This window comes from Aquabacterium sp. TM01 (assembly GCF_057808345.1).
Genome location: NZ_AP046529.1, coordinates 2,851,567 through 2,868,795, shown reverse-complemented (window position 1 = coordinate 2,868,795; position 17,229 = coordinate 2,851,567). Strand labels below are relative to the sequence as shown.

The window sequence follows — 17,229 nt, the reverse complement described above, 5'->3', positions numbered from 1 at the left end:
GGGAATGTGAGAGCCGTCGCTGAGCGGGAGTGGTGTCCTCAGGTCAGCAGCACGCTCTGGCGGGCCAGCCAGGCACTCACCTCGGCCTCGGTGGCATCGATGGCCCACTGCTTGCGTCGACCGCTGGCGCCGCGCAGCAGCGTGACGCGTGCCTGAGGCACGCCCAACTCGCTCGCGAGCCATTTCCGCAGGGCCTCGTTTGCGGCGCCATCCACCGGCGGGGCGGACAGGCGCACACGCAGGGCACCATCGTGCCAGCCCACCAGTTCGGTGCGCTTGGCGTTGGGTGAGACGCTGAGGTCCAGGATGACTTTGGGCTGAGGGCCTTTGCCTTCCAGGCGCAGGCAGGGCCAGGGTGGGTAGGGTGGATTCATGCCGTGCAGAAATGAAAAACCCGGCCGAGGCCGGGTTGGGGCGCCCCTGTTAACAAGGGCGCCAGTGGGTCGAACCCGTCGGCAATCAGGGCTTGTTGCCGGTCGGGAACGGCCACGCGGCTTGCGGGCTCAGCGTGGTCTTGGCAGCCGGCGCGGCAGGCTTCTTGGCAGGAGCAGGCTTGGCGGCGGCCTTCTTGGCGGCAGGCTTGGCAGCGGGCTTGGCCGCTGGTTTGGCCGCCGGCTTGGCTGCCACGGTCTTGACGGCGGCCTTCTTGGCCGGCGCTGCCTTCTTCACGGCCACAGCCTTCTTGGCCGGTGCGGCAGCCTTTTTCACGGCGACCTTCTTGGCCGGTGCCGCTGCCTTCTTCACGGCCACAGCCTTCTTGGCGGGCGCGGCCTTCTTCACGGCGGCCTTCTTGGCAGGTGCTGCAGCTTTCTTCACAGCGACCTTCTTGACGGCGACCTTCTTGGCCGGTGCAGCTGCCTTCTTGGCAGGCGCAGCCTTCTTCACAGCCACAGCCTTCTTGGCGGGTGCAGCTTTCTTCACAGCGACCTTCTTGGCCGGAGCGGCTTTCTTTGCTGCCACTTTTTTTGCAGTTGCCATACGTATCTCCTTGATCAAGTTGCAAAGAGCACTGCACTGCCATGCGCAGCACAGGGATTCATCACCCGTCGCCCCCTAGGATCTGGGCGCGGTGTGGTGAATGGGGTGGGCCGGGGGCTCATGTGTGGGCTGGTCCAGTGCTCTGTGTGTGGCTTGGATCAATCCCAGGACAGGGCGCCGCCCGACTGGTATTCGATGACACGGGTTTCGAAGAAGTTGCGTTCCTTCTTCAGGTCGATCATTTCGCTCATCCAGGGGAAGGGGTTCTCTTCATTGGGGAAGAGCTCTTCCAGGCCGATCTGCGTGGCGCGACGGTTGGCGATGTAGCGCAGATAGCCCTTGAACATGGAGGCATTGAGGCCCAGCACGCCACGTGGCATGGTGTCCTCGGCATAGGCGTATTCCAGATCGACGGCCTTGAGGAACAGGGCCTTGATCTCGGCCTTGAACTCGGATGTCCACAAATGCGGGTTCTCGAGCTTGAGCTGGTTGATCAGGTCGATGCCGAAGTTGCAGTGCATCGACTCGTCGCGCAGGATGTACTGGTACTGCTCGGCCGCGCCAGTCATCTTGTTCTGGCGACCCAGGGCCAGGATCTGCGTGAAGCCGACGTAGAAGAACAGGCCTTCCATCAGGCAGGCGAACACGATCAACGACTTCAGCAGCGTCTGATCGTTCTCCGGGGTGCCGGTCTTGAAGTTCGGGTTCATGATCGCTTCGATGAAGGGGATCAGGAACTCGTCCTTGTCGCGAATGGACTTGACTTCGTTGTAGGCGTTGAAGATCTCGGACTCGTCCAGACCCAGCGACTCCACGATGTACTGATAGGCGTGGGTGTGGATGGCTTCTTCAAAAGCCTGACGCAGCAGAAACTGGCGGCACTCGGGGGCGGTGATGTGGCGGTAGGTGCCCAACACGATGTTGTTGGCGGCCAGCGAGTCAGCAGTCACGAAGAAGCCGAGGTTGCGCTTGATGATGCGGCGCTCGTCTTCGGACAGACCATTGGGGTCCTTCCACAAGGCGATGTCGCGCGACATGTTGACCTCTTGCGGCATCCAGTGGTTGGCGCAGGTGGCGAGGTACTTTTCCCAGGCCCACTTGTACTTGAAAGGCACCAGCTGGTTGACGTCGGTCTGGCCGTTGATGATGCGCTTGTCAGCCGCGTTGACGCGGCGGGTGGACGCGCTGGCAGTCAGGGGGGCGCTCAGTGTGGTGGCGCGAGGGACCGGTGCGGCCGAGGCGAAATCACTGATCGTCGGTGACGCCGTCGTGTTCCGTGCGGCGCCTGATGAGGGGGGCACAGAAACAACAGGGATTGAAGAGGCGTTGGAGGAATCGTCTTCCCAGACCAGCATGGTAAATATCCTATGGCATCAGATTATGGAAGGGTGTTGTGATAAACACCAAGCACTTCTTGACAGATGCGGCGTGAAGTTGTTGCAGCCGTGCATCGAAAACGTCAGAAGGTGCATGAATACGGGGATTCAAGGCGGCTGCAGAGACATCGGGCCTCGTCCTCAGGTGTGATGACGAGGCCCGATGCATGACCGCGATCAACCCTTACTGACAGGCTTCGCAGTCAGGGTTGTCGATGGAGCAGAACTTCACATCGCTGGCTGGCTCACTGGCTGCGGCTGTGGCCACAGGGGCGGCGTTGGAGACCGCGTTGAGCTGACCGCGTGACACGGTCGATTTCTCGGCGTGTGTGGCGCTCATGGTGCGCAGGTAATAGGTGGTTTTCAGACCCCGCACCCACGCCAGCTTGTAGGTTTCATCGAGCTTCTTGCCCGATGCGCCGGCCATGTAGATGTTGAGAGACTGCGCCTGGTCGATCCACTTCTGGCGACGCGAAGCGGCTTCCACCAACCAGATGGGCTCGACTTCGAAAGCCGTGGCGTACAGGGCCTTGATGTCCTCGGGCACGCGGTCGATGCGGCGTAGCGAGCCATCGAAGTGCTTGAGGTCCATCACCATCACGTCGTCCCACAGGCCCAGCTTCTTGAGGTCACGCACCAGGTACTCGTTGACGATGGTGAACTCGCCCGACAGGTTGGACTTGACCGAGAGGTTGCCAAAGCAGGGCTCGATCGAGGCGTCGACGCCGACGATGTTGGAGATGGTGGCGGTGGGGGCGATGGCCACGCAGTTGGAGTTGCGCATGCCGTACTGGGCGATGCGGGCACGCAGGGCATCCCAGTCCATCGTCACCGAGGTGTCGACCTCGACGTAGCCGCCGCGCTGTTCGGCCAGCAGCTTGAGCGAGTCGATGGGCAGGATGCCGCGGTCCCACAGCGAGCCACGGTAGCTGCTGTAGCGGCCACGTTCCTCGGCCAACTCGGTCGAGGCGAGGTAGGCGTAGTAGCAGACGGCTTCCATCGAGCGGTCAGCGAACTCGACGGCTTCGGCGCTGGCGTACGGAGTGCGCAGTTGATACAGCGCATCCTGGAAGGCCATGATGCCCATGCCGACCGGGCGGTGACGCAGGTTGGAGTCGCGGGCCTTCTTGACTGCGTAGTAATTGATGTCGATGACGTTGTCGAGCATGCGCATGGCGGTGCGCACGGTCTTTTGCAGCTTGGTGTGGTCGATGCCACCGTCTTTGATGTGCTGGGCCAGGTTGACCGAGCCCAGGTTGCACACGGCGATCTCGCTGTCGTTGGTGTTGAGCGTGATCTCGGTGCACAGGTTGGACGAGTGCACCACGCCGACGTGCTGCTGCGGCGAGCGCACGTTGCAAGCGTCCTTGAAGGTGATCCAGGGGTGGCCGGTTTCGAACAGCATCGACAGCATCTTGCGCCACAGGTCGGTGGCCTTGATGCGCTTGAAGGGCTTGATCTCGCCGCGGTCGGCCTTGGCTTCGTAGGCGGTGTAGGCCTCTTCGAAGGCGATGCCGAACTTGTCGTGCAGGTCGATGCAGGTGGAGGGCGAGAACAGGGTCCAGTCGCCGCCTTCCATCACGCGGCGCATGAACAGGTCGGGGATCCAGTTGGCCGTGTTCATGTCGTGGGTGCGACGGCGGTCGTCACCGGTGTTCTTGCGCAGCTCCAGGAACTCTTCGATGTCCAGGTGCCACGATTCCAGGTAGGCGCAGACGGCGCCCTTGCGCTTGCCGCCCTGGTTCACGGCCACGGCCGTGTCGTTGACCACCTTCAAGAAGGGGACCACGCCTTGCGACTTGCCGTTGGTGCCCTTGATGTGCGAGCCCAGGGCGCGCACCGGGGTCCAGTCGTTGCCCAGGCCGCCGGCAAATTTGCTCAGCAGGGCGTTTTCCTTGATGGCTTCGTAGATGCCATCGAGGTCGTCGGGGACGGTGGTCAGGTAGCACGACGACAGCTGCGAGCGGCGCGTGCCGGAGTTGAACAGCGTCGGGGTCGACGACATGAAGTCAAAGGACGACAGCAGCTCGTAGAACTCGATGGCGCGGGCTTCGCGGTCGATTTCGTTGAGCGCCAGGCCCATGGCGACGCGCATGAAGAAGGCCTGCGGCATCTCGATGCGCTCGCCGTCGTGGTGCAGGAAGTAGCGGTCGTACAGGGTCTGCAGGCCGAGGTAGTCGAAGTTCAGGTCACGTTCGTACTTCAGCGCAGCGCCCAGGCGGGCCAGGTCGAACTGGGCCAGCTTCTCGTCGAGCAGCTCCGCGGCGATGCCCTTCTTGATGAACTTGGGGAAGTACTCGGCGTAGCGCGTGGCCATGTCGGCGTGCGTCACCTCTTCGCCCAAAATTTCGCGGCGGATGGTGTGCTGCAGCAGGCGGGCGGTGGCGCGGGTGTAGCCGGGGTCGTGCTCGATGCGGGTGCGCGAGGCCAGGATGGCGGCCTTGTAGACCTCGTCGATCGAGACGCCGTCGTACAGGTTGCGCTGGGTCTCGGCCAGGATGGGCGCGGCCTTGACGTCGTCGCCCAAGCCTTCGCAGGCCGATTCGATCAGGGCTTGCAGGGCGGGCAGGTCGAGCGGGACGCGCTGGCTGCGGTCGATCACGGTGAGCGTGGGCAGGGCGGCGGCCTGTTGCTCAGAGGCGATCTTGGCGCGCTCCTGGGTGCGGCGCTCGCGGTAGAGCACGTAGGCGCGGGCGACCTCGTGGTGGCCGCCACGCATCAGGCCCAACTCCACCTGGTCTTGCACGTCTTCGATGTGGAAGGTGCCGCCGCTGGGGCGCGAGCGCAGCAGGCCGCGCACCACGGCCTCGGTCAGGACGTCGACGTCTTCGCGCACGCTGGCGGAGGCGGCGCCTTGCGTGCCGTGCACGGCCAGAAAGGCCTTCATCAGGGCGACGGCGATCTTGCTGGGCTCGAAGGCCACGACCGCACCATTGCGTCGGATGATCTGGTAGCCAGCGTAGGCGGACTGACGTGGCTCGGTGGCCACGGCGGCGGCGCCGGGCAGGGCAGAAGATGTGGGCGACAAGGTGCTGGGCGTGGACGTTTGCATGGAGTTCCCTTGGGATTCATCGGGCCGCACGACCAAGCGTGGCGGGCCCCAGATTCAGGCTTCCGAGACCGACAAGGGTTCGTGGAGGCCACTGCGTCAGAGCACTATATCTGGTGTTTTGCGAGGCTGCAAGCACTACAGGTAGTGTCCGGCGGATGCGGGGGTGTTTGGCGCGCCCGGTCGATTCACATCGGGAAAAACGGACTTCTCCCTCTGGGGAAGGCCCTCAGGCCTGAGCCTGACCCCATGGGAAAACCTGGTCCGGCCAGGTTGTGAGTGTTTGTAACTTTCGCCAATCGAAGGCGCATCCGGGGTCTTGTTTGCGACCCGGTGCGATGTGTTCGTGCCCCGCGACCTGTGTGATCGGGTAGTGCTGCGCGAGGGTGCGCAGCAGCTCGCTGAGGCGGGTGTACTGGGCGGCGTCGAATGGGTGGTTTTCCAGCCCTTCCAGCTCGATGCCCACCGAGTAGTCGTTGCAGTTGTCGCGTCCTTGCCAACTGGAGCGCCCGGCGTGCCAGGCCCGGTCGTCCACCGAGACGAACTGCAGCAACTCACCATCGCGGCGGATGACGAAGTGCGAGGACACCTCCATGCCACGGATCAGCTCGAAATAAGGGTGGGCGTCCCAGTCGAGCTGGTTGGTGAACAGCTGCTCGATCTCGGGGCCACCATACTCGCCAGGGGGCAGGCTGATGGAGTGGATCACGGCCAGGGTCACAGGCGTGTCCGACGGGCGTGGTCCGAAATTGGGCGATGGGACGGGACGCGCATCGCGCAGCCATCCGCCCGACCACAGGGGCTGGGCTTCACTCCACATCGGGATCGAAGCGTTCACCCAGCACCACCCCGTGATCGGTGATCTGCACACCGAGCCGGGCCATGCGATAGCGCATCTGGCGCAGCGACAGGCCCAGGCTGGCGCCTGCAGCGGTGCGGTTGAGGCGGTGCTTTTCCAGTGCCCGCACCAGGATGTCACGTTCGATGTGGTCGAGGTGTGTGGCCAGATCAGATGGCAGGGGCGGGGGCTCGGCCGTGACGGCGGTGAGCGGGAGACTGGTGGCAGGCTCGGCGTCGGCGGGCCTCACCCAGTCGCTCAACGGCACGGGTTCACGAGGTTCGCCGCAGGAGGGCGCGGGGGAGGAGGCCGCATCGCGTGCGCATGCGATGCCCAAGTCCTCGGCCTCCAGAACGGCGTGGTTGCTCAGGGCCACGGCACGCTGCAGCAGGTTCTCCAGTTCGCGCACATTGCCCAAGAAGGGGTGCTGCATCAAAGCCTTCATGGCCGTGGTGCTGAGCGTGGCGGGGGCGCACATGCCTGTTTCGTGAGCGATGCGCTCCAGGATGCGGGCGCTCAACTCGGGCAGGTCTTCCAGCCGCTCGCGCAGCGCCGGCAGGGTGACCTGGATGACGTTGAGTCGGTAGTACAGGTCCTGACGGAAGCGCCCGGCTTTCACCTCAGCCTGCAGGTCTTTGTGGGTGGCACTGAGCAGGCGCACATCCACGGCGACCTCCTGAGTGGCGCCCACGGGGCGGACGGCCCGCTCCTGGATGGCACGCAGCAGCTTGGACTGCATGGCCAGCGGCAGGTCTCCGATTTCATCGAGGAAGAGGGTGCCGCCGTGCGCAGCTTGGAAGAAGCCCTCGCGGTCTTCCTGGGCGCCGGTGAAGGCCCCCTTGCGGTAGCCAAAGAACTCGGCTTCCAGCAACTGCTCGGGGATGGCGCCACAGTTGACGGGGATGAAGGGGCGTTCAACCCGCACGCTGACGTCGTGAATGGCCCGCGCCACCAGCTCCTTGCCCGTGCCCGATTCGCCCCACAGCATGACCGGCGCCATGCTGCGCGCGACCTTCTCGATCAGGTCGCGTACCTGCTGGATGGGCGCACTGTGACCCGCCAGCCGAGACAGCGCGCGCGCGCGTGGCGGGGCGCAGCGTGCGGGCGTGGCCGGAGGCGAGATCGGCGTGCCTGGCACCGGTGTGGTCAGGGTGTCCGAGGCGATGGCGGCGGCCACCACGGAGCGGAACTGCTTGAGATCGACCGGCTTGGTCAGGTAGTCGTAGGCGCCGCTCTTGAGGGCGCTCACGGCATTCTCAGCTGATCCGTAGGCCGTGATCACGATGGATTTCTCGTGGCGTCCCGCCGCCTCCAGGCGTTGCAACAGCTCCAGGCCAGTGCCGTCGGGCAGGCGCATGTCGGTGATCACCGCGCTGAAGGTTTGATCCTGCAGGTGTTGCCAGGCGTCGCCCACCGTGCCTGCGGTCTCGACGTCATAGCCTTCGCGCAGCAAGGTCAGCTCGTAGAGGGTGCGCAGGTCCGGTTCGTCGTCAACAACCAGCAGGCGATGAAGGGCAGGGGGGCTCATGCGATGTAGGGGGAGGATCCCTCAGGTTCGATCGGCATCGTGACGAAAAACTCGTTGCGGTGGCGTACGGCAGCGGGGTGCTGTCGGTAGTCGATGGCCGCGCCATGGCGCTCGCACAACTCCTTGCAAATATACAGGCCCAGGCCGGTGCCCCGGCTGCGGGTGGAGAAGAAGGGCTCGAACAGCGACCGTTCGGTCTCGGCCGTCAGGGGTTCACCATCACTGGCCACCGACAGCACCAGCATGGCGCCATTTTGCCGGGCGGGTCGCCACGTCAGCGTGACCTCGATGGCGCCGGGTTGCCCGCTGCCATGGCGCAGGGCGTTGTCCAGCAGGTTCACCAGCACGCGCTGCAGATGCTCGGGCTCGAAGCGCACCTGCAGCGGACCAGTGGCTTGCTCCAGGTGCGGCGTGTGCACCTGCAGCAACGACTCGGGGCCGCCGCTCAGGCCGTGGGTGAGTCGCCATTCAGTACAGATATTCTGGACGGTCTCCAGCGGGTCGATGGCCGGTGCCGGCGGGCGTGCGCCGGGGGCGACGGCGAGGATGTCGTCGACGATGTGTTGAAGTCGGACGACGTTCTCGGCAATCATCCGCGTCAAACGATGCTGGGTGGGGGTGGTGGCGTCTTCGCCCATCAGCGCATTGGCTTGCGAAATCGCGGCCAGGGGGTTGCGAATCTCGTGGGCGATCCCGGCCGACATCCTGCCCATCGCCGCGAGCTTGTCCTGACGTTGGCGGGCACGCACGATGCGCAGGTCTTCCAGCCACAGCATGCACATGTCTTCGGCCTGAATGGCCTTGTGCCCCCGTGTGAAGCGCACCCGCACGCGCAGGTCGCGGCGGCTGCCATCGTCGAAGCGCAGCAGCACCTCCTGGCCTGTCTCTGCGTGCAGTGGTGTGTTCACCGCTTGGTCGACCGCCAGGACCAGTCCTACCCAGGCAGGCACTCCGCGAAGCTGAAAGGGCGCAGGGGGCGTGAGGCCTTGCGAGTTCAGCAGGCGACGTGCGGCCGGGTTGGCTGTGCGCACGCGGCCTTGCCGGTCCACCACCAGCACGCCCTCGCTCATCTCTTCCATCACCAGGCGGTTGAGCTGGGCCTGTTGGCGGGCCAGCTCCAGGCTGCCGCGTGCACTGCGCTCTTCGCGGGCCACGCGCGCGGCCAGCTCGCTGGCCAGGGCGGCAATGGCAAACAAGCCGAACCCGGTCAGGCCAGCCTCGGTCAGCTGGGCGCTCAGGTTCGATGTGAGGGTGCCTTGGATCCAGGCCGCCGCCAGCAGGTTGATCGAGCCCACGGCCGCCACGGCCAGGGCCACCACCCGTGGCATCAGCACACCGGCCATCAACACGGGCAGGGCCAGCAGGGCCTGTGCATTGAGCGTGGTGTTCATCAGATGCTGGAGCAGCGAAAAGAACGCCAGGTCCAGGCCAATGCTCAACACCGCCTGGCGCGGACTCAGCATCGGTGGGGTGTGAGGGTTCGGCGTGCGCTGGCTGGCCGTCGTGGAGGGCCAGGCCCACAGCAGCAGGGCCATGCTCGCGTAGCCTACCGCCGTGACAATCCAGATCAGCCCGCGGTTGCCCATCAGCCAATTGCCGGCCAGCAGCCCCAGCAGCACCACGGCGAGCAGGGCGCGTGCGCTCAGAAACGTGCGGTAGGTGCGCAGAAAGGGGCGGCTGTCCTGTCGGGTGGATGCGCCTGCCGCTGCATCGGCTTGGGTCGATGCCCAGGGGATGTCGGTGGGGTCCGCCCCGTCACCCGGGGTGCTGGGGTCGAAGTGTCCGAACCATGAGGCGGCGGGATCCCGGGGATGGGGAGGCATGTCGGAGGGCGCTTCAGCGCGAGGAGGGGCCGGCGTCGCGGTGGGCGGCGCTGCAATAGGGCTGTCCGGCCGTGTCTTGGCACGCTTCGCTGGCGGGCAGGTGGACGCCGCAATGGGCGCAGGCCACCATGTCTTCGACCTGGGGCGGCTTTGCTGGCCCAGTCGTTGCGGTGGGCGCTGCCGGCCGACGATCACGCTGGATCTGGCGCGCCCGTCGCAGGATGGGCGAGTACAGCAGCCAGACAATGAGCACCCCGATGAGCAGATACTTCAACATGGGCCCCTCAACCGGGTTGGCCGCGGTGGAGGATCACCTCCAGCACGAAGCGTGAGCCGACATAGGCCAGCAGCAGCAGCGCCGAGCCGGCCACCAGCCAGCGGATGGCGAGCCGTCCGCGCCAGCCAAAGCGCGCGCGCCCGACCAGCAAGGTGGCAAACACCACCCAGGACAGCACCGAGAACACGCTCTTGTGGTCCCAGCGCCAGGGCGTGGTGAACCAAAAACCCAGCAGCAAGGTGAGGGACAGCATCACAAAGCCCGCCCACACGAACTGCAGCGTCAAGGCCTCCAGGCGCAACAGCGGCATGCCCAGTGCCTGGCCACCATGGCGGGCGCGCAGGGGCAAGGTGCCTGAGGCGCTGGGCGGGGCGCGCAACTGCCGTTCGGCGTGGCGCCACAGCACGGCGTGCAGCAAGGCCGCCCCGAACAGGCCATAAGACGCAAAACCCAGCAACCAATGCAAGGGCGCCCAGGTGGCGCCATGCACCGATTGCATCTGCCCCGGAAACAGCCAGCCCAGGGCCACCGTGAGGGCCGCCAGCACCGCCAGCACCCGACGCAAACCCGGCAAGCCCAGGCGGCGACTCTCGAAGGCGTACACAGCCACGACCAGCCAGCTGGTGATCGACAAGGCCGTGCCAAAGCCAAAGCGCGCGCCCATCGTGTCACCGTGGGTGATCACGGTGTCCAGCACGATGGCCACCGCCTGCGCCAGCCATGCCACTGACAGCGCGACCCAGATCGGGCGTTCGTGACGTGCAAGACCCCCTGCGGCGCCTCCCGGCCAGGCCGCAGCGAAGAAATAAGCCAGTATGGCCAGCACGCTGGGCCAGAGAGCGGGTTGCGAGGGCAAGGCGGGCGATAAAATCATGGATCAAGTTTACGAGCACAAGCAGCGATTTCATGGCATCCAACCTCACAGAACGACTCAGTCGCCTGGTCAAGACCATGCGCGGCCAGTCCCGCATCACCGAAACCAACGTGCAGGACATGTTGCGTGAGGTGCGCATGGCGCTGCTGGAGGCCGACGTGGCGCTTCCCGTGGTGCGCGATTTCATTGCACGCGTCAAGGACAAGGCCCTGGGCCAGGAGGTTGTCTCCTCCCTGACGCCGGGCCAGGTGCTGGTCAGCATCGTGCAAAAGGAGCTCTCCGCCACCATGGGCGAGGGCGTGGCCGACATCAACCTGGCGGCCCAGCCCCCAGCGGTCATCCTGATGGCCGGCCTGCAAGGGGCCGGTAAAACCACCACCACGGCCAAGCTGGCCAAACATCTGATCGAAAAGCGCAAGAAGAAGGTGCTCACCGTCTCGGCCGACGTGTACCGCCCCGCCGCCATCGAACAGCTCAAGACCGTGACCGCGCAGGCCGGGGCCGAATGGTTCCCCTCGGCGCCCGAGCAAAAGCCCGCTGACATCGCGGCAGCGGCCATCGATTACGCGCGTCGCCACTACTTCGACGTGCTGCTGGTCGACACGGCCGGCCGCCTGGCCATTGACGAAGTCTTGATGGCCGAAATCAAGGCCCTGCACGCGCAGCTCAATCCGGTTGAAACCCTGTTCGTGGTCGATGCCATGCAGGGGCAAGATGCCATCAACACCGCCAAGGCGTTCAAGGAAGCCCTGCCGCTGACCGGTGTGGTGCTCACCAAACTTGACGGTGACTCGCGTGGTGGTGCAGCCCTGTCGGTGCGCCAGATCACCGGCGTGCCCATCAAGTTTGCCGGCGTCTCTGAAAAGATCGACGGCCTGGAAGTGTTCGATGCCGAGCGCCATGCCGGTCGCGTGCTGGGCATGGGCGACATCGTGGCCCTGGTCGAAGAGGTCCAGAAGGGCGTGGACATTGCCGCCGCCCAGAAACTGGCCGACAAGGTCAAGTCAGGGGCCGATTTCGACCTCGAAGACTTCCTGGCCCAGATCAGCCAGATGAAGAACATGGGCGGCCTCTCTGGCCTGATCGACAAGCTGCCCACCGAGATCGCCTCCAAAGCCGGCCAGGCCGACATGGACAAGGCCGAGCGCGACGTGCGCCGCATGGAAGGCATGATCCGCGCCATGACGCCGCAAGAGCGTCAGAAGCCCGACATCATCAAGGCCAGCCGCAAGCGCCGCATCGCCATCGGGGCCGGTGTGCAGGTGCAGGACGTCAACCGCATGCTCAACCAGTTTGACCAGATGCGCACCATGATGAAGAAGATGAAGGGCGGCGGTCTCTTCAAGATGATGAAGCGCATGGGCGGCATGAAGGGCATGCCGGGCATGGGCGGCATGGGCCGCTGACACGGCTTGTCACGCCTTGCGCGCAAGTTTCGATTGATTCTGCTGCGTGCCGCTGTTAGCGTAGGAGTGTGATCACTGCGTGCGCGAACAGAACATGATGGATTGGGTGTCGTTGTGGCCGGTTTTGCTGGTCGGGGGTGTGGGTGCCGTGGGCGTGGCCGCCGCCTGGCGTTTTGGCCGTTCTCGCCTGGCCGCCACCCAAGTCACCCGGCCTGCCTCACCCCAGGGCGGAGATCACCGCTCGCGCAAACAGGGGCGCCCGGCCGCCTACGACAGCCTCGATACCGTGATGGACTGGGAGCCTGGCTCGACCCGGTTGCTGACCCACGCTGAGCGCGAGGCCTATCACCTCCTGCGCAAGGCCTTGCCGGATCACATGGTCCTCGCCCAGGTGCCCGTGGCCCGCTTCATCAAGGTGCCCACGCGCAACTCTTATGCCGAATGGTTGCGCCGCGTCGGCTCACTTTGTGTGGACCTGGTGGTTTGCGACATGGCCTCTCACGTGCTGGCCGTGGTCGAAATCCGACAGCCCTCTGCGCAGGAAACCGATCGCACCCGCCGTCGCCACACCCGCATGGACAAGGTGCTGCGCGCCTCGCACATCCCGGTTCAGGTCTGGCATGAGGGTGCCTTGCCGGACCTGCTGCAGGTACGCGAAGCCATTTTGGGTGTGGATGCCACCCGCAATGACCCCGTGCCGCCAGTGATGCCGTTCTCAGAAAGCAGCCGCAGCCGGCGCGATGCCGACGCTGCCGCCGTGGTGGCCTCCATGCGCACGGGTGGCCACATGCAGGGCATGTCGGTCAAAGAAAATGGTCTGGACTTCAACCTCGACGACCTTGACGAGTCCGAGCAAGCGGGGGAGGGGCGCCATGCCGCCAGCCACCGCGATCCGCCGCCCTCTACCTGGTTCGACGACCTTGAGCCCACCATGCCGGCCCCGCTGGACGAGATTCCCCCGTCACAACGCTCGCGCTGACCATCTGTCTGTCAGGTCAGCAGAGCCTGTGCAAACTCGCGGGCCTTGAAGGTCTGCAGATCTTCCAGTTTCTCGCCTACCCCGATGAAATACACCGGCACGCTCTTGTGACGCTCGCGCGACCACAAGGCGATGGCGGCCAGCACGCCGCCCTTGGCGGTGCCGTCCAGCTTGGTGACGACCAAGCCGGTCAAGCCCAGGGCCTCGTCAAAGGCCTTGACCTGCGAGAGGGCGTTCTGCCCCGTGTTGCCATCGACCACCAGCAGCACTTCATGCGGTGCGCTGTCCATGGCCTTGCCAATCACACGCTTGATTTTGCGCAGCTCTTCCATCAGGTGCAACTGCGTGGCCAGGCGGCCGGCCGTGTCGGCGATCACCACGTCACAGCTGCGCGCATGCCCAGCCTTGACCGCATCGAAAGTTACCGCGGCCGGGTCGCCGCCTTCCTGGCTGACGATCTCGACGCGGTTGCGATCGGCCCAGACCATCAGCTGCTCGCGGGCTGCCGCGCGGAAGGTGTCGGCCGCGGCCAGCAGCACGCGTTGACCGGAGTCTGCCAGGTGGCGGGTGAGCTTGCCAATGGTGGTGGTTTTGCCCGCGCCGTTGACGCCCGCCACCATGATCACGGTGGGCGTGTGGTGCCCCACCTCCAGTGATTGCTCCAGCGGCTGCAGCAACTCGGTGATGGCGTCGATCAGCAGTGCCTTGACCTGAGACGGCTCGGTGGCCTTGGCCTCCTTGACGCGGCGCTTGAGGTCTTGCAGCAGAAACTCGGTGGCCGACACGCCCGCATCGGCCATCAAGAGGGCCGACTCCAGCTCTTCATACAGCGCGTCGTCGATCTGGGTGCCAGTGAACACCTGGGCAATGCTGGAGCCCGTCTTGCGCAGACCGTTGCGCAGCTTGTCCAGCCAGGAGCGGCGCTCGGCCGCTGGCGCACTGGGTGCGAGCTCTGCGGACTGCGGGGCGGGCACGTCCACGGGGACTGGCGCCGTCGATGCCTCCTGTGCGGGTGGTACCACCGGTGCAGGCACCTCCAACGGTGGGGAGGCAGGCGTGTCCACATGAGGCACCTCGGGTGAGGTGTCCTGGGGCGACGACTCGGCTGGCGTGGAACCCCAACCCAGCTTTTTCTTGATGAAACTGAACATGCCCTGATTGTAGGCGCGCAGGCTTTTTACAATGCCCCCTTTGATGCCCGACGCCATGACAAAACCTGCCTCCCGTTCACGCCGCCCGGAAAGCGCCCCCATGGTCCCCGACCCCACGGCGGCCGTTCGCAAAGTGGCGCGCACCGCCGCGCAAGAAGTGCGGATTTTGGGCGGGCAGTGGAAGCGCACGCCCTTGCCGGTGCCCGTGTCGGCCGGTTTGCGGCCCACGCCGTCGCGGGTGCGAGAAACCCTCTTCAACTGGCTGGGCCAGGACCTGTCGGGCTGGCGCGTGCTCGATGCCTTTGCCGGCAGCGGCGCTCTGGGCCTGGAGGCCGCGTCGCGGGGGGCCGACGAGGTCTGCCTGCTCGAACGCGATCCCACCCTGGTGCGAGCGTTGCAAGCCACGCAGGCCCGCCTCAAGGCCACCCAGGTGCAGGTGCAGCAAGCCGATGCCTTGCACTGGATGGCCCAGTCGCAGCGCGCCGGGCGTTTCGATCTGGTCTTTCTCGATCCGCCTTTTGATGCCGACCTCTTTGTGCCGGCCTTGGTGGCTGCGGCCCGCTGCATCCCAGTCGGGGGCTGGGTGTATCTGGAGGCCGATCGGGCTTTCGGTGACGAGGACGCCGCCGTTCGCCAAGCCGGCTTGCGCCAACATCGCCACGGCCAGGCGGGCGCCGTGCACTTTCACCTTTTCCAGCGCATGGCCGATGCCCCTGCGGCGGACGGGTCGCTGGCCTGAGACTTACACTGCGGGTCAACCCCAGGGGTGATGCCCGCGCAGGAGTTCTGATTGATGTCGTCCCCGTTGCTGACCGCCGTGTACCCCGGCACCTTTGATCCGATGACCCTGGGCCATGCGGACCTGATGCGCCGCGCCAGTCATCTGTTTGGTCACCTGGTGCTCGCCGTCGCGGCCGGACACCACAAGAAGACGCTGTTTTCTTTGGAAGAGCGCCTGGACATGGCCCGTGAAGTGGCCAGCGAGTACCCCAACGTCGAGGTGGTCGCGTTTTCGGGTCTGTTGAGCGAGTTTGTCAGGTCACAAAACGGCCAGGTCGTGGTCCGAGGCCTGCGTGCCGTCAGCGACTTTGACTACGAGTTCCAGATGGCCGGCATGAACCGCCACCTCATGCCAGAGGTCGAGACCGTCTTCCTGACCCCGTCAGATCAGTACCAGTTTGTCTCGGGCACCTTTGTGCGCGAGATCGCCATCCTGGGAGGCGATGTCTCCAAGTTCGTCGCGCCTTCGGTGCTGTCCCGCCTGAAAGCGCGGGTCGCCAAGCCGTCGGCCTGAAGGCACGGCACCCGTTCATTCACCCCGCGAAGCAATCAGGTCAACGCCGTGGCACTGACAATCACCGAAGAATGCATCAACTGCGATGTGTGCGAGCCCGAGTGCCCCAACCAGGCCATCTCGATGGGCGAGACCATCTACGTCATCGATCCCAACAAGTGCACCGAGTGCGTGGGGCACTTTGACGAGCCCCAGTGCGTGCAGGTCTGTCCGGTCGAGTGCATCCCGGTCCACCCCGATCATGTCGAGACGCCGGAGCAGTTGATGGCCAAGTACCACAAGCTGCAGGCGCAGGCCTCGGCACCGACGCCGACCTGATCAGGGCTTGACGCGCTCCTGCGGGGTCTCGGCCGTGAGGGGTGCCAGTGAGCGGTAGCGCGGCAAAGCGGGCTCTCGCTGGGTTCGTCTTGCCCGACCGGAGGTGCGGCCTGTCTCTGCTTCATCGGCTTTTGGGCGAGGACGCTGAGCTCGCGCTGTTGAGGTGTGCTCCTGCATTGCCTGCCGCTCAAGGCGCTGCCGATCCCGCGCCATCGTGCGCAGCAAGGTTTTCTCGCGGGCCACCATCTGGGTGCTGTGTTGCACCTGGCCGGCGCCACGTGCGTCATCGTGCCCCTGCAGTCGTCGTCCGCCATCGGGGCAGGGGATTTGACGGTACTCGGTTCGTCCCTGATCGTCGTGACAGACATGCAGCGGCGTGACGCGAGCCGGGGCCTGCACCGGCGCGGATGTCGTGCTGGCCTGCTGACGAGTGGTGTGACGCGTGCGGGGCTTGCGATCCGCGTGGGGCTCAGTGGCGGCGAAGCCCGGCGTGCAGACACACCAGGCGATCACGGCCAGGGTCGCCCAAGCCAGGTGGCGCGGGGGGCGTGAAACAGATCGAGTGTGCGGGGCCATGTGTCCTCCCTGTGGAATGGCCAGCCTCGAACATCGCGTGCCTCATGAGGTGGGCTTGTCGGGGTTCGGGGCAGATGTGGTGACCGTGCAGCCCCCTTCCGGCTTGGCGTCGGCCGGGGGCATGACCTTGCGCGGTGGCTTGGGCCGCTGCGGCTGGGCGTGAATCAGGGCCGTGGCCTTGGCGGTGTCGCCGGCCAGCAGCAATTCGGTGGCATCGAGCGCCTGCCCGATGCATTTGAAAATGGCTTCCCGTTCGGCCTGGGGAGGCTTGCGCAACACGTAGGCCGCCACCTCGTGCTTGACGCCGGGATGACCGATGCCCAGGCGCAGGCGCCAGTAATCGGGCGAGCCCAGTTGACTGTGGATGTCTTTCAGACCGTTGTGGCCACCATGCCCCCCGCTCTGCTTGAGCTTGACCTGACCCGGGAGCAGATCGAGTTCGTCGTGCGCCACCAGCACCTCGCCGGGGGCGATCTTGAAGAAGCGCGCCAGCGCGGCCACCGACTTGCCCGACAGGTTCATGAAGGTTTGCGGCTGCAGCAGCCAGACGGGCCCCTGCGGTGTGTTTGCGCGCGCAACCAGGCCGTGATAGGCCCGGTCGGGTTGCAGCGTCACCTTCAGGCGGCGCGCCAGGTCGTCGATGTACCAGAAGCCGGCGTTGTGACGGGTGTCTTCGTATTCCGGGCCGGGGTTGCCCAGGCCGACAAACAGTCGAATCATGATGGTCGCGGATTATGGAGAGGGGCCTGCAAATGGAAAAGC

Annotated in this window: 17 protein-coding genes; 5 read left to right on the top strand and 12 right to left on the bottom strand. The window is 65.4% G+C overall.

Annotated features, from left to right (window positions below):
- Positions 1–38: 38 nt before the first annotated feature.
- The 9 genes from AC3WW4_RS13165 to AC3WW4_RS13125 form a co-directional block, all read right to left on the bottom strand.
- Positions 39–374, bottom strand: coding sequence for a DUF167 domain-containing protein (locus tag AC3WW4_RS13165; protein ID WP_488828934.1), 336 nt, complete (start codon positions 372–374; stop codon positions 39–41).
- A gap of 85 nt (positions 375–459) precedes the next feature.
- Positions 460–978, bottom strand: coding sequence for a histone (locus AC3WW4_RS13160; RefSeq protein WP_488828933.1), 519 nt, complete (start codon positions 976–978; stop codon positions 460–462).
- A 158-nt stretch (positions 979–1,136) separates the two neighbouring features.
- Complete coding sequence (locus tag AC3WW4_RS13155) at positions 1,137–2,333, bottom strand: ribonucleotide-diphosphate reductase subunit beta (RefSeq protein WP_488828932.1); 1,197 nt, start codon at positions 2,331–2,333, stop codon at positions 1,137–1,139.
- Positions 2,334–2,538: 205 nt separating this feature from the next.
- Positions 2,539–5,406: a ribonucleoside-diphosphate reductase subunit alpha gene (locus AC3WW4_RS13150; protein WP_488828931.1), complete on the bottom strand. Its 2,868-nt coding sequence runs from the start codon at positions 5,404–5,406 to the stop codon at positions 2,539–2,541.
- Positions 5,407–5,632: 226 nt separating this feature from the next.
- Complete coding sequence (gene ampD, locus AC3WW4_RS13145; RefSeq protein WP_488829754.1) at positions 5,633–6,223, bottom strand: 1,6-anhydro-N-acetylmuramyl-L-alanine amidase AmpD; 591 nt, start codon at positions 6,221–6,223, stop codon at positions 5,633–5,635.
- Positions 6,213–7,769 carry a sigma-54-dependent transcriptional regulator gene (locus AC3WW4_RS13140; protein WP_488828930.1) on the bottom strand — a complete coding sequence of 519 codons (1,557 nt, stop codon included), beginning with the start codon at positions 7,767–7,769 and terminating at the stop codon, positions 6,213–6,215. Before AC3WW4_RS13140 ends, ampD begins: the two co-directional genes overlap by 11 nt.
- On the bottom strand, positions 7,766–9,592 hold the full coding sequence (locus AC3WW4_RS13135) for a two-component system sensor histidine kinase NtrB (RefSeq protein WP_488828929.1): 1,827 nt from the start codon (positions 9,590–9,592) through the stop codon (positions 7,766–7,768). Before AC3WW4_RS13135 ends, AC3WW4_RS13140 begins: the two co-directional genes overlap by 4 nt.
- A 13-nt stretch (positions 9,593–9,605) precedes the next feature.
- A complete protein-coding gene (locus AC3WW4_RS13130; RefSeq protein ID WP_488828928.1) occupies positions 9,606–9,869 on the bottom strand; it encodes a PP0621 family protein in 264 nt (87 codons plus the stop codon).
- A gap of 7 nt (positions 9,870–9,876) precedes the next feature.
- The gene (locus AC3WW4_RS13125) at positions 9,877–10,743 is read right to left on the bottom strand and encodes a cytochrome C assembly family protein (RefSeq protein ID WP_488828927.1); all 867 of its coding nucleotides are present in this window, start codon (positions 10,741–10,743) and stop codon (positions 9,877–9,879) included.
- Positions 10,744–10,775: 32 nt separating this feature from the next.
- On the opposite strand from AC3WW4_RS13125, the gene ffh reads away from it, so the two are divergent.
- On the top strand, positions 10,776–12,149 hold the full coding sequence (gene ffh / locus AC3WW4_RS13120) for a signal recognition particle protein (protein ID WP_488828926.1): 1,374 nt from the start codon (positions 10,776–10,778) through the stop codon (positions 12,147–12,149).
- A 79-nt stretch (positions 12,150–12,228) separates the two neighbouring features.
- Positions 12,229–13,128, top strand: a complete 900-nt coding sequence (locus AC3WW4_RS13115; RefSeq protein WP_488828925.1) for a DUF2726 domain-containing protein — start codon at positions 12,229–12,231, stop codon at positions 13,126–13,128.
- A gap of 11 nt (positions 13,129–13,139) precedes the next feature.
- Here the strand turns inward: AC3WW4_RS13115 and ftsY are convergent, their stop codons facing one another.
- Positions 13,140–14,279 carry a signal recognition particle-docking protein FtsY gene (gene ftsY / locus AC3WW4_RS13110; RefSeq protein WP_488828924.1) on the bottom strand — a complete coding sequence of 380 codons (1,140 nt, stop codon included), beginning with the start codon at positions 14,277–14,279 and terminating at the stop codon, positions 13,140–13,142.
- A gap of 55 nt (positions 14,280–14,334) precedes the next feature.
- On the opposite strand from ftsY, the gene rsmD reads away from it, so the two are divergent.
- Genes rsmD through AC3WW4_RS13095 form a run of 3 tightly spaced genes read left to right on the top strand, consistent with a single transcriptional unit; the run spans position 14,335 to position 15,891 of the window.
- Positions 14,335–15,018 (top strand): 16S rRNA (guanine(966)-N(2))-methyltransferase RsmD, encoded by a 684-nt coding sequence (gene rsmD, locus AC3WW4_RS13105; RefSeq protein WP_488828923.1) that lies wholly within the window; start codon positions 14,335–14,337, stop codon positions 15,016–15,018.
- A gap of 54 nt (positions 15,019–15,072) precedes the next feature.
- Complete coding sequence (coaD, locus tag AC3WW4_RS13100; RefSeq protein ID WP_488828922.1) at positions 15,073–15,573, top strand: pantetheine-phosphate adenylyltransferase; 501 nt, start codon at positions 15,073–15,075, stop codon at positions 15,571–15,573.
- 48 nt (positions 15,574–15,621) lie between these two features.
- Positions 15,622–15,891 carry a YfhL family 4Fe-4S dicluster ferredoxin gene (locus AC3WW4_RS13095; protein WP_488828921.1) on the top strand — a complete coding sequence of 90 codons (270 nt, stop codon included), beginning with the start codon at positions 15,622–15,624 and terminating at the stop codon, positions 15,889–15,891.
- On the opposite strand, the gene AC3WW4_RS13090 is transcribed toward AC3WW4_RS13095, so the two are convergent.
- Complete coding sequence (locus AC3WW4_RS13090) at positions 15,892–16,467, bottom strand: hypothetical protein (protein ID WP_488828920.1); 576 nt, start codon at positions 16,465–16,467, stop codon at positions 15,892–15,894.
- Between the two features lie 42 nt (positions 16,468–16,509).
- Entirely contained in the window at positions 16,510–17,187 is a 678-nt protein-coding gene (gene pth, locus AC3WW4_RS13085) for an aminoacyl-tRNA hydrolase (protein ID WP_488828919.1), read from the bottom strand.
- Between the last annotated feature and the right edge of the window lie 42 nt (positions 17,188–17,229).